This is a genomic window from Bradyrhizobium sp. Ec3.3, from assembly GCF_000472925.1.
In the GTDB taxonomy this organism is placed as follows: domain Bacteria; phylum Pseudomonadota; class Alphaproteobacteria; order Rhizobiales; family Xanthobacteraceae; genus Bradyrhizobium.
Genome location: NZ_AXAS01000009.1, coordinates 204,761 through 225,493, shown reverse-complemented (window position 1 = coordinate 225,493; position 20,733 = coordinate 204,761). Strand labels below are relative to the sequence as shown.

At 63.9% G+C, this 20,733-nt stretch carries 22 protein-coding genes; 7 read left to right on the top strand and 15 right to left on the bottom strand.

Annotated elements, in window-relative coordinates; genetic code table 11:
• The 3 genes from YUU_RS56290 to YUU_RS0111375 form a co-directional block, all read right to left on the bottom strand.
• The coding region (locus YUU_RS56290) for a helix-turn-helix domain-containing protein (protein ID WP_156944228.1) at nt 1–165 on the bottom strand (165 nt) is incomplete at its 3' end.
• Nucleotides 166–308: 143 nt separating this feature from the next.
• Nucleotides 309–758 (bottom strand): DsrE family protein, encoded by a 450-nt coding sequence (locus tag YUU_RS0111380; RefSeq protein WP_027522481.1) that lies wholly within the window; start codon nt 756–758, stop codon nt 309–311.
• Nucleotides 759–786: 28 nt separating this feature from the next.
• On the bottom strand, nt 787–1,389 hold the full coding sequence (locus tag YUU_RS0111375; protein WP_027522480.1) for a hypothetical protein: 603 nt from the start codon (nt 1,387–1,389) through the stop codon (nt 787–789).
• Nucleotides 1,390–1,542: 153 nt separating this feature from the next.
• Here YUU_RS0111375 and YUU_RS0111370 point away from each other — a divergent pair, with 153 nt between their 5' ends.
• The gene (locus YUU_RS0111370; protein ID WP_027522479.1) at nt 1,543–2,577 is read left to right on the top strand and encodes an ABC transporter substrate-binding protein; all 1,035 of its coding nucleotides are present in this window, start codon (nt 1,543–1,545) and stop codon (nt 2,575–2,577) included.
• Nucleotides 2,578–2,670: 93 nt separating this feature from the next.
• Here the strand turns inward: YUU_RS0111370 and YUU_RS0111365 are convergent, their stop codons facing one another.
• The 10 genes from YUU_RS0111365 to pqqA all read right to left on the bottom strand — a co-directional run bounded on the left by YUU_RS0111365 (nt 2,671) and on the right by pqqA (nt 12,820).
• Nucleotides 2,671–3,726, bottom strand: a complete 1,056-nt coding sequence (locus tag YUU_RS0111365; protein ID WP_027522478.1) for a 2-oxoacid:ferredoxin oxidoreductase subunit beta — start codon at nt 3,724–3,726, stop codon at nt 2,671–2,673.
• Entirely contained in the window at nt 3,723–5,570 is a 1,848-nt protein-coding gene (locus YUU_RS0111360) for a 2-oxoacid:acceptor oxidoreductase subunit alpha (protein ID WP_027522477.1), read from the bottom strand. Before YUU_RS0111360 ends, YUU_RS0111365 begins: the two co-directional genes overlap by 4 nt.
• The gene (locus YUU_RS0111355) at nt 5,540–7,339 is read right to left on the bottom strand and encodes an FAD-dependent oxidoreductase (RefSeq protein ID WP_027522476.1); all 1,800 of its coding nucleotides are present in this window, start codon (nt 7,337–7,339) and stop codon (nt 5,540–5,542) included. Before YUU_RS0111355 ends, YUU_RS0111360 begins: the two co-directional genes overlap by 31 nt.
• Nucleotides 7,340–7,577: 238 nt before the next feature.
• A complete protein-coding gene (locus tag YUU_RS0111350; RefSeq protein ID WP_027522475.1) occupies nt 7,578–8,279 on the bottom strand; it encodes a DUF4286 family protein in 702 nt (233 codons plus the stop codon).
• Between the two features lie 139 nt (nt 8,280–8,418).
• Nucleotides 8,419–9,405 (bottom strand): prolyl aminopeptidase, encoded by a 987-nt coding sequence (gene pip, locus YUU_RS0111345; RefSeq protein ID WP_027522474.1) that lies wholly within the window; start codon nt 9,403–9,405, stop codon nt 8,419–8,421.
• Nucleotides 9,395–10,597: a pyrroloquinoline quinone biosynthesis protein PqqE gene (pqqE, locus tag YUU_RS0111340; RefSeq protein WP_027522473.1), complete on the bottom strand. Its 1,203-nt coding sequence runs from the start codon at nt 10,595–10,597 to the stop codon at nt 9,395–9,397. The genes pip and pqqE overlap by 11 nt, the downstream gene beginning before the upstream one ends.
• The gene (gene pqqD, locus YUU_RS0111335; protein ID WP_027522472.1) at nt 10,594–10,905 is read right to left on the bottom strand and encodes a pyrroloquinoline quinone biosynthesis peptide chaperone PqqD; all 312 of its coding nucleotides are present in this window, start codon (nt 10,903–10,905) and stop codon (nt 10,594–10,596) included. The genes pqqE and pqqD overlap by 4 nt, the downstream gene beginning before the upstream one ends.
• Nucleotides 10,906–10,917: 12 nt before the next feature.
• Nucleotides 10,918–11,673: a pyrroloquinoline-quinone synthase PqqC gene (gene pqqC, locus YUU_RS0111330; RefSeq protein WP_371260481.1), complete on the bottom strand. Its 756-nt coding sequence runs from the start codon at nt 11,671–11,673 to the stop codon at nt 10,918–10,920.
• Between the two features lie 20 nt (nt 11,674–11,693).
• Nucleotides 11,694–12,623 carry a pyrroloquinoline quinone biosynthesis protein PqqB gene (gene pqqB, locus YUU_RS0111325; RefSeq protein WP_027522470.1) on the bottom strand — a complete coding sequence of 310 codons (930 nt, stop codon included), beginning with the start codon at nt 12,621–12,623 and terminating at the stop codon, nt 11,694–11,696.
• Between the two features lie 116 nt (nt 12,624–12,739).
• A complete protein-coding gene (pqqA, locus tag YUU_RS50650; RefSeq protein ID WP_007595659.1) occupies nt 12,740–12,820 on the bottom strand; it encodes a pyrroloquinoline quinone precursor peptide PqqA in 81 nt (26 codons plus the stop codon).
• A gap of 299 nt (nt 12,821–13,119) precedes the next feature.
• Here pqqA and YUU_RS0111315 point away from each other — a divergent pair, with 299 nt between their 5' ends.
• The 5 genes from YUU_RS0111315 to tarD all read left to right on the top strand — a co-directional run bounded on the left by YUU_RS0111315 (nt 13,120) and on the right by tarD (nt 16,906).
• The gene (locus YUU_RS0111315) at nt 13,120–13,377 is read left to right on the top strand and encodes a hypothetical protein (RefSeq protein WP_027522469.1); all 258 of its coding nucleotides are present in this window, start codon (nt 13,120–13,122) and stop codon (nt 13,375–13,377) included.
• Between the two features lie 82 nt (nt 13,378–13,459).
• Nucleotides 13,460–14,860 (top strand): amidase family protein, encoded by a 1,401-nt coding sequence (locus tag YUU_RS0111310; protein ID WP_027522468.1) that lies wholly within the window; start codon nt 13,460–13,462, stop codon nt 14,858–14,860.
• Nucleotides 14,861–14,869: 9 nt separating this feature from the next.
• On the top strand, nt 14,870–15,346 hold the full coding sequence (locus tag YUU_RS0111305; RefSeq protein WP_027522467.1) for a glutathione peroxidase: 477 nt from the start codon (nt 14,870–14,872) through the stop codon (nt 15,344–15,346).
• An 11-nt stretch (nt 15,347–15,357) separates the two neighbouring features.
• On the top strand, nt 15,358–15,600 hold the full coding sequence (locus YUU_RS0111300; RefSeq protein WP_029674077.1) for a DUF3297 family protein: 243 nt from the start codon (nt 15,358–15,360) through the stop codon (nt 15,598–15,600).
• 139 nt (nt 15,601–15,739) lie between these two features.
• Nucleotides 15,740–16,906 carry a D(-)-tartrate dehydratase gene (tarD, locus tag YUU_RS0111295; protein ID WP_035661998.1) on the top strand — a complete coding sequence of 389 codons (1,167 nt, stop codon included), beginning with the start codon at nt 15,740–15,742 and terminating at the stop codon, nt 16,904–16,906.
• A gap of 128 nt (nt 16,907–17,034) precedes the next feature.
• Here tarD and YUU_RS0111290 read toward each other — a convergent pair whose 3' ends face one another.
• Together YUU_RS0111290 and YUU_RS0111285 are read right to left on the bottom strand one after the other, a co-directional pair.
• A complete protein-coding gene (locus YUU_RS0111290; protein ID WP_027522465.1) occupies nt 17,035–18,384 on the bottom strand; it encodes a malonyl-CoA decarboxylase in 1,350 nt (449 codons plus the stop codon).
• A gap of 237 nt (nt 18,385–18,621) precedes the next feature.
• A complete protein-coding gene (locus YUU_RS0111285; protein WP_035661996.1) occupies nt 18,622–19,419 on the bottom strand; it encodes a helix-turn-helix transcriptional regulator in 798 nt (265 codons plus the stop codon).
• 64 nt (nt 19,420–19,483) lie between these two features.
• On the opposite strand from YUU_RS0111285, the gene YUU_RS0111280 reads away from it, so the two are divergent.
• Entirely contained in the window at nt 19,484–20,662 is a 1,179-nt protein-coding gene (locus tag YUU_RS0111280; RefSeq protein WP_027522463.1) for an MFS transporter, read from the top strand.
• Nucleotides 20,663–20,733: the final 71 nt, after the last annotated feature.

Here is a 20,733-nt window from a genome sequence, read left to right as displayed (position 1 = left end):
CGCCAGTTCCCGATCGCCGGCCTGCCATCGTCTCAGCCACTTGTACCCGACATCAGGACTGATGCCGAACCGCCGGCACAACTCCCGGCGGTTCGCCCCCTCCTGCAAGGCAAGTCGCACGAACTCGCGTCGCTGATCCACTACTGACACCTCGTTCCACGGCATGGACGGACCCCGAATCGACCAATCCAGCCAATGTTGATGTGTCAGCTATGTCTCCGAACACCCGTCAGTGATCTGTCCGGTCTAAACATCAAGCCGGACGATGACAGCTGAGCTTGGGACGGCGACACCAACCTCTGTCGAACTCACGGCCTCAAATACAAATACCCCTGCGATTGCAGCTCCGCGAGGCGGACCACGCCGCCTTTCACCGCGCTGACGAAGCCGGGCAAGAGATCCTTCAGCGTGATGTTCTGCGCCTTCATGGTGTTGCTGCAGGCAGCGAGCTCTACACCGTCCCTGGCGAAATCGCCGACGCGCTTGCTGACGTCGGGATTGGCTTGCGCCGAGTGAAACGCCTTGAGCGCCGGGCCGTGGATGACGAGCGCGATCGTCACGTGTTCGGGGCCGCCGACACCGTCGATGTGGTTCTGGATGTTGCCGAGAACGAAATTGACCTTCTCGGCATCGCTCAAATGATAGACGACCTTCAGCCTGTCCGCTGGCGTCGGTTCGGTCGCAGCCTTTGCGCGCGACGCGGCGAGGGCCGTGCCCAAAGCCGATGCTGCGCTCCACAAAATATTACGGCGGTTCATGGCGGTTCTCCAGATCGGGGCGAACCTATCATTTGTGACGAAGCGCGGCGAGTTCCTTGCGGTCGGTCACGAGCGAGGCGCACTCGCTGGTGTCGGTGCGGTCGAGGCGGAAAATCTTGTCGTCGGCGCCGGCGACCAGCGATTCCTCGGCGTCGTCGTCAAGCTTGTTGTTCTGCCAGACCTTGACGCGCTCGAGTCGAACGATCGCCGATTTGTCGTCCTTCGACAGCGCGATCCCGATCCCGCCGCCGTCGCAGTCGACGCCGCAGCCGAAGCGGACCTCGTCGCCGTTGTCCTGAAACAGCGCGTGGCCGCAGGAGCCGGAGGAGTCGAATTCGCCCGAGCGGTGCCGATATCGGAAGCCCAGGCGGAAGGCGTAGTGCAGCTCCTTGTCCTCTTGCTCGTACTCGGCCGAGACCAGCAGCTTCATGGAGGCAACCTTCTGCTTCGGATGGCGAGCCAGATGCACGGCATCGTAACGGCGGACGAAGCAGGCATAGGCCTTGTGGCCGGGCGCGCCCGCAAACATGCGCGTGTCAAAAGCGTCGGACTGGGCCTTGGTGGCCTCCTGGGCGCGGCCGGTACCGCCGAGAGCGGCGAGGGTGAGGACGACGAGGAGGGGAAGCTTCATGTGTGTTCCCGAACGCTTCGAGCCGATGAGGTCCGGCTGGCCGCCGGCGGGGTATTTGGCGGTTAGTCGCTACGCGAACCGGATGCGTTCACCTGTCCGCGATGGCCTGGCGCGCCGCGCGGGCCCGGATTTTACCTATCCCCTGGAGGCCGAATGCTGGTACACGCGCGTGATGCGTTCGACTCTTGCCAATCCGGGCCGCGCATGATCCGGCGCGCCTTCATCCGCGCAATCGGGCTCCTGGCGGCCACGCCATGGCTTGCGGCGAACGCCCAGCCAGTGCCGCGCAGGAAGCTCGTCGGCATGGTCTCCTCGTTCAGCGAGCAGCAATTGCTGCCGCTCCGCGCCGCGCTCCTGGAGCGGCTGGGCGAGCTCGGCTGGCGCGACGGCGACAATCTGGAGTTCGACCTGCGGCTGGCCAAACCGATGGCATCCTCCCTTTCGGATGCTTCTGCTTCGTTGGTGCAGCGGAAGCCGGACCTGCTGATCGCACAGGGCAGTCCCACGCTCGAGGCAATGCGCAAGTACTCTGGCGCGATACCCGTCGTATTCCTGCTGGTGGCTGATCCCGTCGAACTCGGCGTGGTGACGTCCTTGTCACATCCCGGAGGAAGCCTCACCGGCTTCACGAATTTCGAACTCGCGGTCGGGGGCAAATGGGTCGATCTGCTGAAGGCCGCCGACACGACGATCGAGCGCATCGTCCTGATCGCCAATCCCGACAACAACACCAGCGCGCCGTTCGTTCGCCAGATCGAGAGCGACGGGCGCGAAACCGGCGTGAACGTGCAGACGATCTACGTCCGCGATGCCGGCGAGATCGAGCGGGCCATTCGCGGCGCCGGTGGTTCGCCCAGGGCCGGCCTGATGACGCTACCCGACTCTCTGCCGATCCTGCATCAGGATCTGATCGTCAATTTGACCAACGAGCTGCGCATTCCCAGCATCCATCCGTTCCGCAGCTTTCCGGCAAGCGGCGCACTGATGTCGTACGGGCTGGATTTCCCGGAGTTGTTTCGCGAGGTCGCTTCCTATGCAGACAGGATTCTGCGCGGAACGAAGCCGGCCGACCTTCCAGTGCAGGCGCCGACAAAATTCGAGCTCGTCCTCAATTTGAGGACGGCGAAGCTCTTGGGGATCGAGGTGCCGCCGGCGCTGCTTGCGAGCGCCGATGAAGCCATCGAGTGAGCGAACTCTCGCTTGGCGCGACGAAGCTGTAGACAAAATCACAGAGCTGCGCTGCAGCAGTCGATCACAAGCCGCTAAGTGACGCGGAGCGTACTACCGCAGGCTGGCGTTGATCTTGTCCAGCACCGCCGAACCCGGACAGAGATCGTCGGCCTCCAACGTGTTGAGCGGCGTCTCGACGGTGTTGAGGTGCTCGTGCAGGTCATCCGCCTCGGGATCGACATAAAGCAGTCCCGTGACGATCTGCCCCTTGGCGGCGTGCTTCTGGAGGAAGGTCATCGCCCCTAGCCGGTCATGCGGATCGTAGTCGGCGTCGATCTTGCGCAGCGCGATCTTGCTGCCGTCATGCTGCTCGACGACCTGCACGGAGCCAGGCGCGTAATCGACGCTGATCGGGTCGCGGCCGACCAGCACATCGAGCCGGTTCACTGCATCGTTGTGCTCTCGGACATAGTCGAAGCTCTTGGTCGAGCCGGTGTGATTGTTGAAGGCGATGCAAGGGCTGATGACGTCGATGAAGGACGCGCCTTTGTGGCGGATCGCCGCGGCGATCAGCGGCACGAGCTGGGTCTTGTCGCCGGAGAAGCTGCGCGCGACGAAGGTCGCCCCCAACTGCAGCGCGATCGCGACGAGGTCGATGGCGTTGTCGGTGTTGGTGACGCCCTTCTTGGATTTCGAGCCGCGGTCGGCTGTGGCCGAGAACTGGCCCTTGGTGAGGCCATAAACGCCGTTGTTCTCGACGATATAGGTCATGTTGACGGCGCGCCGTATCGAGTGTGCGAACTGGCCGAAGCCGATCGAGGCGGAATCGCCGTCGCCGGAGACGCCGAGATAGATCAGGTCGCGATTGGCAAGGTTGGCGCCCGTGAGCACCGAAGGCATGCGGCCGTGTACGGAGTTGAAGCCGTGTGAATTGCCGAGGAAATAGTCCGGCGTCTTCGACGAGCAGCCGATGCCGGAAATCTTCGCCACCCGGTGTGGCTCGATCGAGAGTTCGTAGCAGGCTTCGATGATCGAGGCCGTGATCGAGTCGTGACCGCAGCCGGCGCACAGCGTCGAGATCTTGCCCTCGTAGTCGCGATGCGTGTAGCCGAGCTCGTTCTTCTTCAGGCCCGGGTGATGAAATTTCGGCTTTGCAATGTAGGTCATGACACGGCCTTGCGGAGAGGGGTCACCTTGAGCTGATCCTGGTGGTCGCCAATGGCTTTTGCGATGAAGCGGGCGGTGATCGGCGAGCCGTCGTAATGCACGATCGGTACGAGGCGCACCGGGTCGATGCCGTTCTCGTTGACGATGAGCTGACGGAGCTGGCTGTCGCGGTTCTGCTCGACGACGTAGACGAAATCGTGCTCGGCGAGGAAGCTCGCCACGCTGGAATGGAACGGGAAGGCGCGGATGCGCAAGCGGTCGAGCTGATGCCCGCGCGCTTCCAGAAGGCCGATCGCCTCGTCCATCGCCGGCGCCGTGGAGCCGAAGTAGATCACGCCATATTTGGTCGGTCGTTCCGCATTGGCTTGCAGCGGCCGCGGCACGAGATCCTGCGCGGTCTCGAACTTGCGCACGAGGCGCTGCATGTTGTCGGCATAGACCGTGCCTTCCTCGGAGTAGCGCGCATAGCGGTCGCGCGAGGTGCCGCGGGTGAAATAGGAGCCCTTGGTCGGATGCGTGCCGGGATAGGTGCGGTAGGGGATGCCGTCACCGTCGACGTCGAGATAGCGGCCGAAGTCGCGGCCCTCGTCCAGCATCTCCGCGGTCATCACCTTGCCGCGGTCATATTGCCGCGCGTCGTCCCACTTCAGCGGACGGCAGAGGCGGTGGTTCATGCCGATATCGAGATCGAGCATCAGGAAGATCGTGGTCTGAAGCCGCTCGGCCAGATCGAACGCGGCTGCCGCGAACTCGAACGCCTCGGCCGGGTCTTCCGGGAACAGCAGCACATGCTTGGTATCGCCATGCGAGGCGTAGGCGCAGGCGATGATGTCGCATTGCTGCGTGCGGGTCGGCATGCCCGTCGAGGGGCCGGCGCGCTGGATGTTCATGATCACCGCCGGGATCTCGGCGAAATACGAGAGGCCGATGAATTCCGTCATCAGCGAGATGCCGGGGCCCGACGTCGCGGTGAAGGCCCGCGCGCCGTTCCAGGAGGCGCCGATCACGATGCCGATGGAGGCAAGCTCGTCCTCGCCCTGCACGATCGCGTATTTCGCCTTGCCGGTCTCAGGATCGTGCCGGTACTTCTTGCAATGGCTGGTGAAGGCTTCCGCAACCGACGAGGACGGCGTGATCGGATACCAGGCGCACACCGTCGCGCCGCCATAGACAGCGCCGAGCGCCGCGGCGCTGTTGCCCTCGATGAAGATGCGATCGCCGACCTTGTCGGCCTTCTTCACCCGCAGCCCGATCGGACATTTCAGGTTCTGCAGCGCCCAGTCACGCCCCAGATGCAGCGCATGGACGTTGGAAGAGAGCAGCTTCTCCTTGCCCTTGTACTGCTCGCCGATCAGCTGCTCGATCACCTTGGGATCCATGTCGAGCAGCGCGCAGAGCGCGCCGAGATAGATGATGTTCTTGAACAGCTGGCGCTGGCGCGGATCGGTATAGGTCGAGTTGGCGATCGCGGTCAGGGGAACGCCGATCACGGTAATGTCGTCGCGGAATTTGGTCGACGGCATCGGCTTGGTGGAATCGTAGAACAAATAGCCGCCGGGCTCGATGCCGGCGACGTCCTTGTCCCAGGTCTGCGGGTTCATCGCCACCATCATGTCGACGCCGCCGCGGGCGCCGAGATGGCCGGCTTCCGTCACCCGCACCTCATACCAGGTCGGCAGGCCCTGGATGTTGGAGGGGAAGATGTTGCGCGGGGAGACCGGCACGCCGTGGCGCAGGATCGCGCGGGCAAACAGCTCGTTGGCCGACGCCGAGCCCGAGCCGTTGACGTTGGCGAAGCGGACGACGAAGTCGTTTACGCTGCTGATCGGCTTTTTGTCGGGCATGATGATCCTGCGTAAGTCATATCGATGAGATATTTCTGCATGTCCCAGGCGCCGGTGGGACAACGTTCGGCGCACAGTCCGCAATGCAGGCAGACGTCCTCGTCCTTCACCATCACGCGCCCGGTCTTGAGGTCGCCGGAGACGTAGAGGTCCTGGTTCAGGTGCGGCGAGGGCGCCTTCAGCCTCTGCCGGAGATCGGCCTCCTCGCCATTCTCCGTGAAGGTGATGCAGTCCATCGGGCAGATGTCGACACAGGCATCGCACTCGATGCACAGCGAGGTGGCGAACACGGTCTGCACGTCGCAGTTCAGGCAGCGATGCGCTTCACCGAGCGCGAGCTTGACGTCGTAGCCGAGCTCGACCTCGGCACGGATGTCCTTCAGGGCCACCACCTTGTCGCGGTGCGGCACCTTGAAGCGCTTCTCCGGCGAGATATCGTTGTCATAGCTCCATTCGTGGATGCCCATCTTCTGCGAGGTGACGTGCACCTCCGGCAGCGGGCGCTCGTTGATGTCTTCGCCCGAGAGCAACCTGTGGATCGACAGCGCGGCATCGTGGCCGTGCGCCACCGCCCAGATGATGTTCTTCGGCCCGAAGGCGGCGTCGCCGCCGAAGAAGACCTTTGGGTTGGTCGAGACGAAGGTCTTGGGATCGACCTTCGGCATGTTCCACTTGTCGAACTCGATGCCGCAGTCGCGCTCGATCCAGGGAAACGCGTTCTCCTGGCCGACTGCGACCAGCACGTCGTCGCATTCGAGGGTCTGGTCGGGCTCGCCTGACGGAACGAGGTTGCGGCGTCCCTTGGCGTCGTACTCGGCGCGCACTTTCTGGAAGGTGACGCCGGTGAGCTTGCCGTTGTCGTGGACGAAGGCGACGGGGACGAGGAAGTTGAGGATCGGAATGTCCTCGTGGATCGCGTCCTCCTTCTCCCAGGGCGAAGCCTTCATCTCCTCGAAGCCGGAGCGCACGATGACCTTGACGTCCTCGCCGCCGAGCCTGCGCGCCGTGCGGCAGCAATCCATCGCGGTGTTGCCGCCGCCGAGCACGATCACGCGCTTGCCGATCTTGTCGATGTGACCGAAGGAGACGGAGGACAGCCAGTCGATGCCGATATGGATGTTCGCGGCTGCCTCTTTGCGGCCGGGAATGTCAAGCTCGCGGCCGCGCGGCGCGCCGGAACCCACGAAGATCGCATCGTATTTGTCGGCCAGCAGCGCCTTCATGCTCTCGATGCGGTGGCCGCCCTTGAACTCGACGCCGAGCTCGAGGATGTAGCCGGTCTCCTCGTCGATCACGGAATTCGGCAGGCGGAATTTCGGGATCTGCGTGCGCATCATGCCGCCGGCTTCGGGGTCGGCATCGAACACGGTGCAGTGATAGCCGAGCGGCGCGAGATCGCGCGCCACCGTCAGCGACGCCGGGCCACCGCCAACCAGCGCAATGCGCTTGCCGTTCTTAGGCGAGGGACGCGGCAGGCGCTGCTTGATGTCATCCTTGAAGTCGGCCGCGACGCGCTTCAGGCGGCAGATCGCCACCGGAGTTTCCTCGACGCGTCCGCGACGGCACGCTGGCTCGCATGGACGATCGCAGGTGCGTCCCAGAATTCCGGGAAACACGTTCGATTTCCAATTGATCATATAGGCGTCGCTGTAGCGGCCTTGAGCGATCAGACGGATGTATTCGGGAACCGGGGTGTGCGCGGGACAGGCCCACTGGCAATCGACTACTTTGTGAAAGTAGTCTGGGGCCGAAATATCGGTCGGTTTCATTCCTACCCTGTCCGCACAGGCTCAAGCGCCCTGCGGCCTTCTTGAGCTTGGCGAACGCTTACGCGTCGATATGGTTCTTAAATTGGATCATAGGCTTACCTTATTAGAACCATTCCGAGGCTCGCACAAAGGCAAATTTGGGCAATGCTCCGCATTCATAGGAGCTACGCACAGAGAGCATCAACAGAAGCAAACATTATGCGGCGGTGCAGCATCTCGCGATACGTGTGATGAGACATCACCCGCGCGCGGTATCGCTCTTGATGTCGCTCTTGATGTCGCTCTTGGCGAGATCCCACATCAGGCAGTAGGTGCCGACGGAAACGGGAAGCGAGGACGGCGATGCTGCTGGGCCGGTGAAGCGTTCGGCAATCACGGCAGAGACGGCGCTGACGCGCGTGCCGTCGATCAGCACGAACCAGTCGTTGGCGCCCGGGCTGCGCACCGACGGGATCTCCGCCGTCGGGCCGGAAAGCTCTGCATCACTCTCCAGCAGATGCATGGAGATGATGCCGTCGTATTTTTCCGGCGCGAGCTTTTCCCGCAGTGCATCGCGCAATCGTCCGGCATTGTCGGGCGTCGGGCGCAGCCGTACCACGCCGAGCGCGACGCCGCGTCCGCTGCCGCGGCTGATGGTGATGCGCGCCACCGCGCGGATCATGTTCTCGAACCGTGCCATGGTCTGACGCGACCAGTCGGTCGGGCTTGCAAGCCCCGCCCGATAAGCGGGACTGTCGAGCACGTCGAGCGTCGCAGTCGAATAGAGGCAGAGATATTTGGGGCTGGCAGCGTGAGCGACATAGCGCCGCGCCTCCAGAAAACCCTCGATCGCAACACGCTCCGCGAGATGTTCGCGATCATACCAGCGGTTGAAATCGGCCTCATGCTCCGCGTCGATATTCATCGACGTCAGCAGCATGCCCTTCCCGGCGAGCGGCATTCTTCTTGTTGTCCTTCTTGCAGACCCTCATGGTGAGGAGCGCGTCTTCGCGCGTCTCGAACCATGAAGGCGCCACTGTAGCATCTCGGCCTCATCCTTCGAGACGCGCTCCTTCGGAGCGCTCCTCAGGATGAGAGTTCTATCGCGCGGCCTTCGAAGCAAGGTCCGCGATCGCTCTCATCACGGCGTCCCTCACGCCGGGATCATAGAGCGAATGCCCGGCCTCTTCCACGATGCGGATCTCGGAACCCGGCCACACTTTCGCGAGCGCCCAAGATATCTCGGGCGGGCACAACAGATCATAGCGGCCCTGGATGATGATGCCGTGAATGCCGGCGAGCCTGCCGGCATTTTGCAGCAGCTGATCCGGCGCCATGAAGCAGTCATTGATGAAGTAGTGTGCTTCCATGAAGGGCGTCGCGGGCAGCGTGCGCCACACGTTGATGGTTGCGAGATCGAGCCGCGTGCGCGCCGGCTTGTGTTCGGACAGGGTGCGCTCGGTGTCGTGCCAGGCCCGCGCGGCGGGGCCATGGATGTCAGGATCGGGATCGAGAATGCGGCGCCAATGCGCTTCGATCGGCCGCTCTCGCTCTTCGGCTGACAGCAGGCTCAAAAAGTCCTCGTTGAGCGCGGGATAGAATTGCGGCAGCCGCGACGTGAAGCCGGTTTCGACCTCGGCTCGCGTGCCGAGAAAGGTTGCGCGCAGCACGATGCCCGAGACGCGGTCGGGATGGGCCTGCGCGTAAGCGAGCGCCAGCGTCGCACCCCAGGAGCCGCCGATCACCATCCAGCGTTCGAAACCGAACCTTTGGCGGATCGCCTCCATGTCAGCGACGAGATGCTGCGTGGTGTTGTGCTCGCGCGAGCCCTTCGGCCGGCTGCGGCCGGCGCCGCGCTGGTCGAACAGCACGGCATGGAAGCGTTCAGGATCAAAAAGCCGGCGATGGTCGGGCTGGCAGCCGCTGCCGGGGCCGCCATGCAGATAGACGGCCGGGATGCCGTCGGCGCGGCCGACGCTCTCGACATAGATCTCGTGACCGTCGGAGACGGCGAGCATTTCCGAAGTCAGCGGCGCAAAGGGATCGGCGCGTTTGGCCGATTTGGCCGCCTCGGCGTCAGGCGCCATTCTCGCCAGACTCCCAAGTGCCACCGGCAAAGTTGCGGTAGAGGAAGCGGTTGGTCTCGCCTTCGGCTTCGCGCTCGGCCTGCTTGAAGATGGTCTCGTGCAGCGGCGATAGCGCGCAGGCCGGATCGGTGTTGGCCGCATCGCCCGTCAGTGCAAAGGCCTGGCAGCGGCAGCCGCCGAAATCGATCTCGCGGAACTCGCAGGTCTTGCACGGCTCCTTCATCCAGCCGGTGCCACGATAGCGGTTGAAGGCGTCCGAGTTCTGCCAGATCCAGGCGATCGAATGATTGGAGCGCACGGACTCGAAGTCGAGCCCGGTGATGCTCTCGGCCGCATGGCAGGGCAGCACCTTGCCGGCGGGCGAGATGTTGAAGAACTGCCGGCCCCAGCCGCCCATGCACTTCTTCGGCCGCAGCGCATAGTAGTCCGGCACGACATAGTCGATCGCGAGCGTGCCCTTGAGGCGCTCGCGCGCCTCCTCGACGATACGGGTCGTCTCGTCGAGCTGCGCAACCGTCGGCATCAGCGCGGCGCGGTTCTTCAGCGCCCAGCCGTAGTACTGGACGTTGGCGACCTCGAGCCGGTCGGCATCGAGATCGACCGCCATCTGGATGATGTCGGGGAGTTGGTGCAGGTTCTGGCGGTGCATCACCGCGTTCACGGTGAGCGGCAGATCAAGCTCGCGTGTCCACTTAGCGACTTCGAGCTTCTTGTGATGCGCGCCCTTGTAGCCGGCGACGCGGTCGGCGGCGATATCCTCGGTGCCCTGAAAGCTGATCTGCACATGGCAGAGGCCTGCATCCGCGAACTCGCCCAGCTTGTCGCGCGTCAGCAATACGGCCGAAGTGATCAAATTGGTATAGAGGCCGGTGTCGCTCGCATGCTTGATGAGCTCGACGAGGTCTTTCCGCGCGGTCGGCTCGCCGCCGGAGAAATGGACCTGGAGCACGCCGATCTCGGCGAGCTCGGTCAAGACCCTCTTCCACTCCTCGGTCGTAAGTTCCTTTCCGGCGCGATCGAGCTCGACCGGGTTGGAGCAATAGGGGCATTGCAGCGGGCAGCGATGTGTGACCTCCAGCAGGACGGCGAGCGGAATGCCGAACGTCTCCGCCGTCGAGCGCTGCTTTTCGAGCACCGCCAGGCTATCGCTGACATCGTGGGGAACGCCGGGGTCGCCAAGTACGTCGCTCATGACGTCTTCTCCCGGGCTTCGGTCAGAAAGCCCTTGTCTGCAAGGTCCTGCAACATGGCGATCACGTCGCTCAGGATCGCATCGCGTGGTGCAGCATACTTCGCGGCGAGCTGGTCGGCCATATCGCCGACATTGCGGATGCCGTCGCAGAGCTGCAGGACCTCGACCGCGATCTCGTCCGGCGCCAGCACCCGTTCCGGCGCCAGGATCACCCAGACCTTCCGCGTCTCGTCGTATTTCAGCTTGGCATGCCGCGGCAGCACGGGCCGGCTCGCTTCGCTGACGCTGATGTGACGCGGCCCGGCCATTGCTTATCCTCTTCAGCTTGCTTTGGGCACGAAGGCGCCCGGCGGAATGTGCCCGTCGACATAGGCATGATAGAGCGCGTCGAGCTGCACCCACAGCACGTTGGTCTTGAAGATCAGCGCGTTGCAGACGGCCGCGCGTTCCTCGGGAGTCCTGGCGTGCTTCCTGACATAGTCGAGCGCGAAATTGGCGTCGCGCGGCGCCTGGGTCAGGCGGCGCTTGAAGTAGCTCATGATATCAGGATTGACGAAATCATAGTGCTCCAGCATGCCGCTGATGCGCTCTTCGTGAATGCTCGGCGCGAACAGCTCCGTCAGGGAGGAGGCGATCGCCTCCAGCGGGCTCTTCTCGCGGCAGAAATGCACGTAGGCCTCGACCGCAAAGCGCGTTGCGGGAAGAATGCCTTCGGTCGATTCCACATAGGCCGTGTCGAGGCCCAGGCCTTCGGTCAGCTTCAGCCAGCGCTCGATGCCGCCCTCGCTGCCGACATCGCCGTCATGATCCTCGATGCGGTGGCGCCATTCCAGCCGCGTGGCGCGGTCGCGAAAGCGCGAGATCACCACCGCGTCCTTGAGCGGGATCGTGCTCTGGTAATAGTAGCGGTTGAGCGCCCAGGCCTGCACCTGGCCCTTGTTCAGCTTGCCGCCGTGCAGGAGCTTATGGAACGGATGCAGGCTGTGATAGCGGGTCGCGCCGATGTGGCGCAGCGTCGCCTCGAGTTCCTCGGCCGAGTTGAGCCTGATGTCCTTGCCGATCGAGAGTGCGGTCATTCCGGGCAGCGTCATGGCGTTCACAGCACGATCTCCGTTCCATCGGCGGGTATCTGCCAGCCCGCATGTTCGGCCGCCTTGCGCTCGGGCGAGGAGGGCAGCAGCGCCGGGTTCGAGTTATTGATATGCAGAAATATCTTCCTGTCGATATCGAGGCCGGCGAGCCGCGCGATCGCGCCGTCCTCGCCGGACATCGCGACATGCCCCATGCTCTTGCCGGTCTTCTGGCCGAGCCCGGCCTGGATCATCTCGTCGTCGCGCCACACCGTGCCGTCGAAGAACACCAGCGATGCGCCGGCAATCTGCGCTCTCAACGCGTCGGTGACCTCGGCGCAGGCAGCGAGGAAGTAGAAATTCTTGCCGGTCGACTTGTCCGTGATCTTCAGGCCCAGCGTGTCGCCGGCGCCACTGCTCCCGCCGGGATGCGCCTTGCCTTCCAGGTACCAGGCCGATTTGCCTGCTACCTCGAACGCAACCACCTCGATGCCGGAGCGTGCGCCGTCGGGAAGGCGCGGCTCGAACGGCTCATCGACCCCTATCGGCTGGCGCTTGACGTTCTTCTCGTTCAGCACGTTGAAGATGCTGTTGGCCTTCAGGATCGCCAGCACCTTGTCATGGGCGTAGATCGTGAACGGCGAGCCCTCGCGCATCGACAAGAGTCCCGCCACCGCGTCCACCTCGCCATTGGTCAGGATCACGCCGGCGATCGGCGTGTGGCGCAGCGCGCCCGGTTTGGGGTGAAGCTGCGGCGTGGCATTGAATTGCTGCCGGAGGTCGGGCGAGGCGTTGATCAGGAACCAGTTGTCGCCGTCGGCGCTAAAGGCGACCGAAGCCTGGGTTCTCTGCAATTGTCGGGAGTCAGCGCGCGCTGCCCGGCAGCCTGTGCACCCGCAGTTCCACTGCGGGACCCCGCCGCCAGCCGCGGCGCCCAGGACGACGACGCGAAGCATAATTCCGTCTCCTGGAGACACGTGTCGAGGTGGATCTCAGGCTGACACAATTCCCCTCATCCGGGGACGTGGCGCACCCGAAGGATCCACCTGCGCTCAACGTGAAACTGCCGCCCTTACTTGCGGGTGGCGCTCACATACATGTTGATTTCCATGCCGCACGGCACTTCGACGATCTTCGGTGCTTTCCAGGCCATTGAGCGCCTCCTTTTTTGAGAAAATCGGACGTATCCGTCCCCCCGTTAAACTACTGCGGGCGGAAAAGTTCGCCAGTTAAATCTTCCGGGACCTAGGTAGTAGACAGCTGCAATGCTGCGCTGCAAACACGGAAAAGCCCGACCGCGCCGCGGAGATGACGCAAAAACAGCAAAACAACCCCACGCAAAGTACAACGATATGTAGAGAACGACGATAGGGTGTGAGCCCTGTCCGGATAAAGCGGTTGTGAGTACGAAACGGCTTTCAATCGGCTACAGGCGACCCCATTGGATCAGGCATGCCCAGATATTTCTTCAACACCCGCATCGGCGACGAATTGATCGTGGATCCTGACGGCGAGGACCTGCGCAATCCCGATCGTGCCTGGGAAGTGGCGCGCCAAATGATTTTGGAAGTGCTGAAGTCGGAAGGCACCCAGCCGGCGTTGCTCGAGGCGGTCATCGAGGTCACCGACGACGACGGTGAGATCGTGTTGGAATTTCCTTTCACGGAAGCGCTTCTGGACCTGCCGGATCAATCCGCCACCCGGCACTGACGATCCGGATTCCGCCCCTGCGCAATGCGCATGGCTTTGCCGCCTGACCGGCGCTAAAAGACCCGGTCACACGGAGCATGCCATGCAAGACCTCTGGCGCCTGTCGGCCGCCGACCTCGCCACTCTCATCCGGTCCAGGAAGGTTTCCGCCACCGAAGCCGCAAAGTCGGGACTTGCCCGGCTCGATGCCGTCAATCCCAAGCTGAATGCGGTGATCGACCACCGGCCGGAGGACGTGCTCAAGCAGGCGGCAGCGGTCGATGGCGCGATCGCCCGGGGCGAGGATCCGGGCCTCTTGGCCGGCGTACCCGTCACGGTGAAGGTCAATGTCGACCAGGAGGGTTTTGCCACCACGAACGGGCTGAAGATCCAGCGCGACGTCATCGCGAAGGCCGACAACCCCGTGGTCGCCAATTTGCGCAAGGCGGGCGCCGTCATTCTCGGCCGCACCAACTGCCCGGCCTTTTCCTATCGCTGGTTCACCACAAACCTGATCCACGGTGACACCAAGAATCCGCGCGATGCCTCGCTGACCCCGGGCGGCTCCTCGGGCGGGGCCGGATCGGCGGTAGCGGCCGGCATCGGCCACATTGCCCACGGCACTGATATCGCGGGCTCGATCCGCTACCCCGCCTATGCCTGCGGCGTGCACGGCTTGCGGCCGACCATGGGCCGGATTCCCGCCTTCAACGCGGCCCTGCCGGAGCGCCCGATCGGGCCGCAGATCAGCGCGGTCTCCGGGCCGCTGGCGCGCACCGTCAATGACCTGCGGATTTCGCTTGCCGCGATGGCGGCCCGTGACGTGCGCGACCCCTGGTGGGTGCCTGCGCCGCTCGAAGGACCGGCGATGCCCAAGCGCGCGGCGCTGTGCCTCAATCCGGATGGGCTCGCGACCGCACCGGAAGTGACGGCCGCGCTCAGAGACGCCGGCAAGCGGCTGGAGCGGGCAGGCTGGACGGTGGAGGTGATCGAGAACACCCCGCCGATGCGGGAAGCTGCTGAATGGCAGACGAAGCTGTGGCTTGGCGACGGTTATGAGGCGGCGGTGGAAGCCGCCGAGCGCGAGGGCGATCCCGGCGCGCTCGCCTGCCTGCGCGGCAACCGCGCCAAGGTCACCCCGTTCGACCAGGCGGCCTATGCCAAGGCGCTGATGCGCCGGGCGACGCTGACGCGCGAATGGATGCTGTTCTTCGAAAAATACGCGGTGGTGCTGACGCCGGTCTCCGGCGAATTGCCGTTTCCTGACCATCTCGATCGCAAGGACGAGGCGTCCTTCAAGCGGGTCTGGGATGCGCAATTGCCGCAGATCGCGATTCCCTTCATGGGACTGCCGGGCCTCGTGGTCTCCACCGGTCTCGTCGGCAAGGCGCCGGTCGGTGTGCATGTCGTCTCCGGCCGTTATCGGGAGGACCTCTGCCTGCTCGCCGGCGAGGCGATCGAGGCGGGCGGCGTGCCGCCGTCACCGATCGATCCCGTGGGCTAAAGGACAACGATGTCGGCGATCTACGATTTCTCGGCCAACTCGCTTCTCGGCGAGGAAGTGCCGCTGCGACGCTTCGAGGGACAGGTGCTGCTGATCGTCAACACGGCGAGCAAATGCGGCTTCACCCCGCAATATCGCGGGCTCGAGGACTTGCACCGCGACCTCAGTCCGCGTGGCTTCACGGTGCTCGGCTTTCCCTGCAACCAGTTTGGCGGCCAGGAGCCGGGCAAGGCAAGCGAGATCCAGGAGTTCTGCTCGACCAATTACGACGTCACCTTTCCGCTATTCGCCAAGATCGACGTCAACGGCGCCAATGCGCATCCCCTCTATGAGTACCTGAAACGTCAGCAATCCGGCCTGTTAGGTGCCTCCATCAAATGGAATTTCACGAAATTCCTGGTGGACCGTGCAGGCAAGGTGGTGGCGCGTTATGCGCCGACCGCGCGGCCCGAGGGGCTGCGCCAACAAATCGAGACACTGTTGTGAGCGAGACAATCATGAGCGACGAATTCCCGGACCGCCTGTCGGTCGATCCGAACAGCCCGTATTACAACGCCGATATCCTGGCGCGCGACGTCGGTATCCGCTTCAAGGGCATCGAGAAGACCAATGTCGAGGAATATTGCATCAGCGAGGGCTGGGTCCGCGTCACCGCCGGCAACGCCAAGGACCGCCACGGCAACCCGCTGACCATCAAGGTGCACGGTCCCGTTGAGCCGTATTTCAGGGATAAGAAATAAGCTCGGCGCGTTCTATCCGCTCGTCATTGCGAGGAGCGAAGCGACGAAGCAATCCAGAATCCTTCCGCGGAGACAGTCTGGATTGCTTCGCTTCGCTCGCAATGACGAGGTTCCTATCAAGCAATGAAGGCTGAGACCCATGGTCCGCATCGTCGACGTCCGCGAGATCACCAAGCCGATCTCCTCGCCGATCCGTAACGCCTATATCGATTTCACCAAGATGACGACGAGCCTGGTCGCCGTCGTCACCGACGTCGTGCGTGACGGCAAGCGTGTCGTCGGCTACGGCTTCAACTCCAACGGCCGTTACGGGCAGGGCGGGCTGATCCGCGAGCGCTTCGCCTCGCGTATCCTCGAGGCCGATCCGAAGTCGCTGCTTGATGCAGCCGGCGACAATCTCGACCCGGACAAGGTCTGGACCGCGATGATGACCAACGAGAAGCCCGGCGGCCATGGCGAGCGCTCTGTCGCGGTCGGCACCATCGACATGGCAGTGTGGGATGCGGTGGCGAAGATCGCTGGTAAGCCGCTGTTTCGCCTGCTCGCCGAGCGTCACGGCGTCAAGGCCAATCCGCGCGTGTTCGTCTACGCTGCCGGCGGCTACTACTATCCCGGCAAGGACCTCTCGATGCTACGCGGCGAGATGCGCGGCTATCTCGATCGCGGCTACAACGTCGTCAAGATGAAGATCGGCGGCGCGCCAATCGAGGAGGATCGCACGCGCATCGAAGCGGTGCTGAAGGAGATCGGCAAGGACGCGCAGCTCGCGGTCGATGCCAACGGCCGCTTCGATCTGGAGACCGCGATCGCCTACGCCAAAATGCTGCGGGACTATCCGCTGTTCTGGTACGAGGAGGCGGGCGATCCCCTCGACTATTCGCTGCAGGCTGCACTCGCAGAATTTTATCCGGCAGCGATGGCGACCGGCGAAAACCTGTTTAGCCACCAGGACGCTCGCAACCTGATCCGCCATGGCGGCATGCGGCCCGATCGCGACTGGCTGCAATTCGACTGCGCGCTCTCCTACGGCCTCTGCGAATACCAGCGCACGCTGCAAGTTCTGAAGACCCATGGCTGGTCGCCCAGCCGCTGCATCCCGCATGGTGGCCACCAGATGTCACTCAACATCGCAGCCGGCCTCGGCCTTGGCGGCAATGAAAGCTACCCCGATCTGTTCCAGCCCTATGGCGGCTTCCCCGACGGCGTGCGCGTCGAGAACGGCCACATCACCATGCCGGACCTCCCGGGCATCGGATTCGAGGGCAAGTCGGATCTCTATCAGGAGATGAAGGCGCTGGCGGAGTAGCCCGGCTGTGGCAACACATTCCGTCATTGCGAGCGCAGCGAAGCAATCCAGGATCTCTCCGCTGATGCGGTCTGGATTGCTTCGTCGCAAGGGCTCCTCGCAATGACGGCGTGGGGAGAAGGTGCGTCCTACGACAGCCGCATATCCAGCAGCCGCCGTTCGCCCTTGAGCAGCTTCTTCACCGCGCTCGATGCCACGACCGTGCCGTCGTTGGCATAGGCCTCGTGGTTCTTCTCGATGTCGTCGAGGCGGTAGAGATAGTTGACCATGACGCCGGCGGATTCGCGCAGGCCCTTGGGCGAGAGGTCTCCCAGCCAGTTGATGCGCTCGAGCCGGGCGCCGTTGCCGAGATGGAAGCGGGCGACCGAGTCGATCAGCCGGCCCTTCGACGTGCGCGCCTTCAGGAAATAATAGGCGGCGAGCGGCTCGATCACGGCGCGCAGCTGCGCGGTCAGCTCCGCATTATCGAACCATTTCGGCTCGTCGAGATGCTTCAGCATTTCGCGATCTTCGTCCGACAACGGCAGGTCCTTGTCCTGCTTCAGCCATGGCATGAAGCCCGGCACCGGCGACAGCGTCACGAAGGTGTCGAGCTTGGGCAGCTCGCGGCGCAGCTCCTCGACGACCTGCTTGATGAGGAAGCTGCCGAAGGAAATGCCCCCTAAGCCCCGCTGGGTGTTCGAGATCGAGTAGAACACGGCGGTGCGCGCGCGTTCGATCGGCACCGGCTCGCGGTCGACCGCGAGCAGCGGCGCGATGGCGCCGGGGATCGTCTCTGTCAGCGCCACCTCGACGAAGATCAGGGGTTCGTCGACCAACGCCGGATGGAAGAAGGCGTAGCAGCGGCGGTCGACCGGATCGATACGGCGGCGCAAATCGTCCCAGTCGCTGATCTCGTGCACGGCTTCGTAGCGGATGATCTTTTCGAGGATGTTGGCCGGTGTCGACCAGTCGATCCTGCGCAGCACGAGAAACCCCCTGTTGAACCACGAACTCAAGAGATGCACGACGTCGCGATCGAGCGCGGCGAGATCAGTGTGCCCGTTCATCATGCCGAGCAGGTCGGCGCGCATGGCCACGAGATCGCCGGTGCCGCCGGGCGCACGATTGAGGCGGCGGATCAGTTCCTGCCGCCGCGGCTCCGAAGCGAAATGCAGGTCGCTGGCGTCCTCGTCGCTCGGCTGGGTGCGCCATTTCTCGACCGTCTGGGCAAGCTTCTCGCGGTCCGGGCCGAAATCGCGCACCAGCGCCGCGAAGAAGGCGCGGCGTCCGGTCGCATCGAGGTCCTGATAGTGGTCGAGCACCTCGCGCGCCATCGCGGTGCCCGAGGCCTCGCCTCGGCCCGACAGCAGCGCCTCGCAGAGCTCGATCAGGCCGTCGGCGTCCTGTCTTGTGTCCGAGGCGTCACCGCGGCGAAGCAGCGTGCGGCCGCGCTCGGAGATGGTGGTGAGCAGGTCGGAGAAAAAGGCGTTGGCCATCTGGGCTTTTCGAATCCGGTTTGTGCAGTGCAGAAGCTTACACGGGATTTAGGCGGAAGCCGATCACAATCAAGCGCTGGCAATGCGCCAAGTGAAGCGATGCTATGCCGCCAAGGGGAAACTGTCATGCCCCGCGAAGGCGGGGCATCCAGTACGCCGCGGCCTATCGGTTCAATCACTGCCGTCTCTGGAATACTGGATTGCCCGCTTTCGCGGGCAATGACAGCGTGCTCGTGGTCAATCCTTCCGCGCAAACTCCGTCGGCGTCCGTCCCGTGACCTGGCGGAAGGCGGCGGAGAAGGCGGGGACGCTGGCATAGCCGAGCTGGGCGGCGAGCTGCTTGACCGAGACTTCGGCATCTGTCGACAGTCTTTCGATCGCGGCCGCGATGCGGGCACGCTGGCACCAGCTCTTGAAGCTGAGCTGCGTCTCGGAGGAAAACAGCCGTGACAGCGTGCGCGCGGAGGTTCCGACCTCGTGCGCGAGCGCCTCGATCTCATGGTTCCCGGTCGGATCGTCCAGCACGATCAGGGCGGCGCGCCTGCAGCGTGGCTCCCGCGGCAGCGGCACGAAGGTCGCGGAATCTTCGGCCTGGTGCAGTTCCAGCATCACCAGGCGAACCAGCAGCTCGGTGCGCTCCGACGTATTGCGAGAATCGAAGAGCGCCAGGATCGCCTGGTGCAGCAGCGGCGACACCCGCACCACGAACTCCTTGGTGAGCCCCTTGGCGCGCTGCTCGCGCTTCAGCCAGGGCAGGTCGAAATAGAGGGTGCGCATCTCGATGTCTGCGAGCACGTCGATGGCGTGTTCGAGGTGGGCCGGGACCCAGACCGCGCGATCCGGCGGCACCAGCCAGCGTCCCTTTGGCGTGGTCACCTGCATCGTGCCTTTTGCGGCATAGACGAGCTGCGCCTCGCGGTGCATGTGCGGGTCGAGCCGCAGGCCCTTGGGGTAGTCGCGCGCGACGAGATGCACGCCCGCGGTCGAGCGGTGGCTTCCGCGCACTTCCCGAATTGGCGTTTCGACGACAGTCATTGGCGGCATCCCGTCATGGCTCCGACATATAACCGATTTCGGGATAGGAGAGGATTCGCACGTCATGAATAGTCCTGGCCGGGTGATCGGTTTCGTTAACGCCGCCCATTTTATCGATCACTATGCGATGCTGATCTTCGCCGCCGCCGTGATCATCATGGGGCCGGCGCTCGGCATGGCCTATTCCGAGCTGCTGCCTTACGCGACGCCGGGTTTCATCGCCTTCGGCGCGGGATCGCTGCTCACCGGTTGGCTCGGCGACCGCTGGAGTCGCCGCCACATGATGGTGATCTTCTTCATCGGCATCGGCGCCTCGATGATCTCGGTCGGCTTCGTGCAGACGCAGGTCGAGCTCGGCGCGGCGCTGCTCGCGATCGGCATCTTCGCCTCGATTTACCATCCCGTCGGCACCGCGATGATCGTGTCCTATGCCGACAGGCTCGGCCGCGAGATGGGACTGAACGGCGTCTGGGGCAATCTCGGCGTTGCGTCGTCCGCACTGGTCACCGGCGTGATCGGGCAATATCTCGGCTGGCGCTTTGCCTTCATTGTTCCGGGGCTCGTCACGGTGCTGATCGGCATCGCCTTCGCGATGACCGTCGTGCATGAGGATCGCAAGGGCAGCAGGCAGGCGGCCGCGCAGGCGCGCGTCGCCAAGCAGGACATGTGGCGCGTGGTCCTTGCGCTGCTGATCGTCGTGATCGCGATCTCGACGACATTCAATGCGGTCACGGTGGCGCTGCCAAAGTTGTTTGCGGAGCGGCTCGCCGATCTCACCAGGAGCCCGGCGCTGTTAGGGGGCATCGCAGCCTGTGTCTACGTGTTCGGCGCGATGACGCAGTACACGATCGGCCGGCTGCTCGATCATTATTCGCTGAAGACGGTGGCGTTGCCGCTGTCCTTCATGCTGGCGCCGTTCCTGTATCTCGCGGCGAGCCTGTCCAACCTGCCGCTGATCGTGGTCTCGATCGGCATCGTCATGGGCGCGTTCGGGCAGGTCACGGTGAACGACGCCATGGTCGGCAAGTACACCACCGAGGAATGGCGCTCGCGCGCCTATGCGGTGCGCTATTTCGTCGGCTTCACCGCGGCCGGCGCGTCCGTTGGCCTGGTCGCCTGGCTCTACGAGCAGGGCGGTTTCGTCACCATGCTGCGCGCCTTCGCCGCGCTCTGCCTGCTCGCCATCGCCGCTGCGATCATCCTGCCGCGCGAGATCCGCACCCCGTTCTCGCAGGCCACCTGAGGCGTGCCACGCCGGCGACGCTCGCTGGCTGATCCGGTTACCCCTCAATGGCGGCCATACCGAGCACTTCG

Bases quoted from the DNA above. Each gene is read 5' to 3' on its own strand.
- YUU_RS0111380 (WP_027522481.1), bottom strand. From the start codon at position 758: ATGAACCGCCGTAATATTTTGTGGAGCGCAGCATCGGCTTTGGGCACG.
- YUU_RS0111375 (WP_027522480.1), bottom strand. From the start codon at position 1,389: ATGAAGCTTCCCCTCCTCGTCGTCCTCACCCTCGCCGCTCTCGGCGGT.
- YUU_RS0111370 (WP_027522479.1), top strand. From the start codon at position 1,543: ATGCTGGTACACGCGCGTGATGCGTTCGACTCTTGCCAATCCGGGCCG.
- YUU_RS0111365 (WP_027522478.1), bottom strand. From the start codon at position 3,726: ATGACCTACATTGCAAAGCCGAAATTTCATCACCCGGGCCTGAAGAAG.
- YUU_RS0111360 (WP_027522477.1), bottom strand. From the start codon at position 5,570: ATGCCCGACAAAAAGCCGATCAGCAGCGTAAACGACTTCGTCGTCCGC.
- YUU_RS0111355 (WP_027522476.1), bottom strand. From the start codon at position 7,339: ATGAAACCGACCGATATTTCGGCCCCAGACTACTTTCACAAAGTAGTC.
- YUU_RS0111350 (WP_027522475.1), bottom strand. From the start codon at position 8,279: ATGCCGCTCGCCGGGAAGGGCATGCTGCTGACGTCGATGAATATCGAC.
- pip (WP_027522474.1), bottom strand. From the start codon at position 9,405: ATGGCGCCTGACGCCGAGGCGGCCAAATCGGCCAAACGCGCCGATCCC.
- pqqE (WP_027522473.1), bottom strand. From the start codon at position 10,597: ATGAGCGACGTACTTGGCGACCCCGGCGTTCCCCACGATGTCAGCGAT.
- pqqD (WP_027522472.1), bottom strand. From the start codon at position 10,905: ATGGCCGGGCCGCGTCACATCAGCGTCAGCGAAGCGAGCCGGCCCGTG.
- pqqC (WP_371260481.1), bottom strand. From the start codon at position 11,673: ATGACCGCACTCTCGATCGGCAAGGACATCAGGCTCAACTCGGCCGAG.
- pqqB (WP_027522470.1), bottom strand. From the start codon at position 12,623: ATGCTTCGCGTCGTCGTCCTGGGCGCCGCGGCTGGCGGCGGGGTCCCG.
- pqqA (WP_007595659.1), bottom strand. From the start codon at position 12,820: ATGGCCTGGAAAGCACCGAAGATCGTCGAAGTGCCGTGCGGCATGGAA.
- YUU_RS0111315 (WP_027522469.1), top strand. From the start codon at position 13,120: ATGCCCAGATATTTCTTCAACACCCGCATCGGCGACGAATTGATCGTG.
- YUU_RS0111310 (WP_027522468.1), top strand. From the start codon at position 13,460: ATGCAAGACCTCTGGCGCCTGTCGGCCGCCGACCTCGCCACTCTCATC.
- YUU_RS0111305 (WP_027522467.1), top strand. From the start codon at position 14,870: ATGTCGGCGATCTACGATTTCTCGGCCAACTCGCTTCTCGGCGAGGAA.
- YUU_RS0111300 (WP_029674077.1), top strand. From the start codon at position 15,358: ATGAGCGACGAATTCCCGGACCGCCTGTCGGTCGATCCGAACAGCCCG.
- tarD (WP_035661998.1), top strand. From the start codon at position 15,740: ATGGTCCGCATCGTCGACGTCCGCGAGATCACCAAGCCGATCTCCTCG.
- YUU_RS0111290 (WP_027522465.1), bottom strand. From the start codon at position 18,384: ATGGCCAACGCCTTTTTCTCCGACCTGCTCACCACCATCTCCGAGCGC.
- YUU_RS0111285 (WP_035661996.1), bottom strand. From the start codon at position 19,419: ATGACTGTCGTCGAAACGCCAATTCGGGAAGTGCGCGGAAGCCACCGC.
- YUU_RS0111280 (WP_027522463.1), top strand. From the start codon at position 19,484: ATGAATAGTCCTGGCCGGGTGATCGGTTTCGTTAACGCCGCCCATTTT.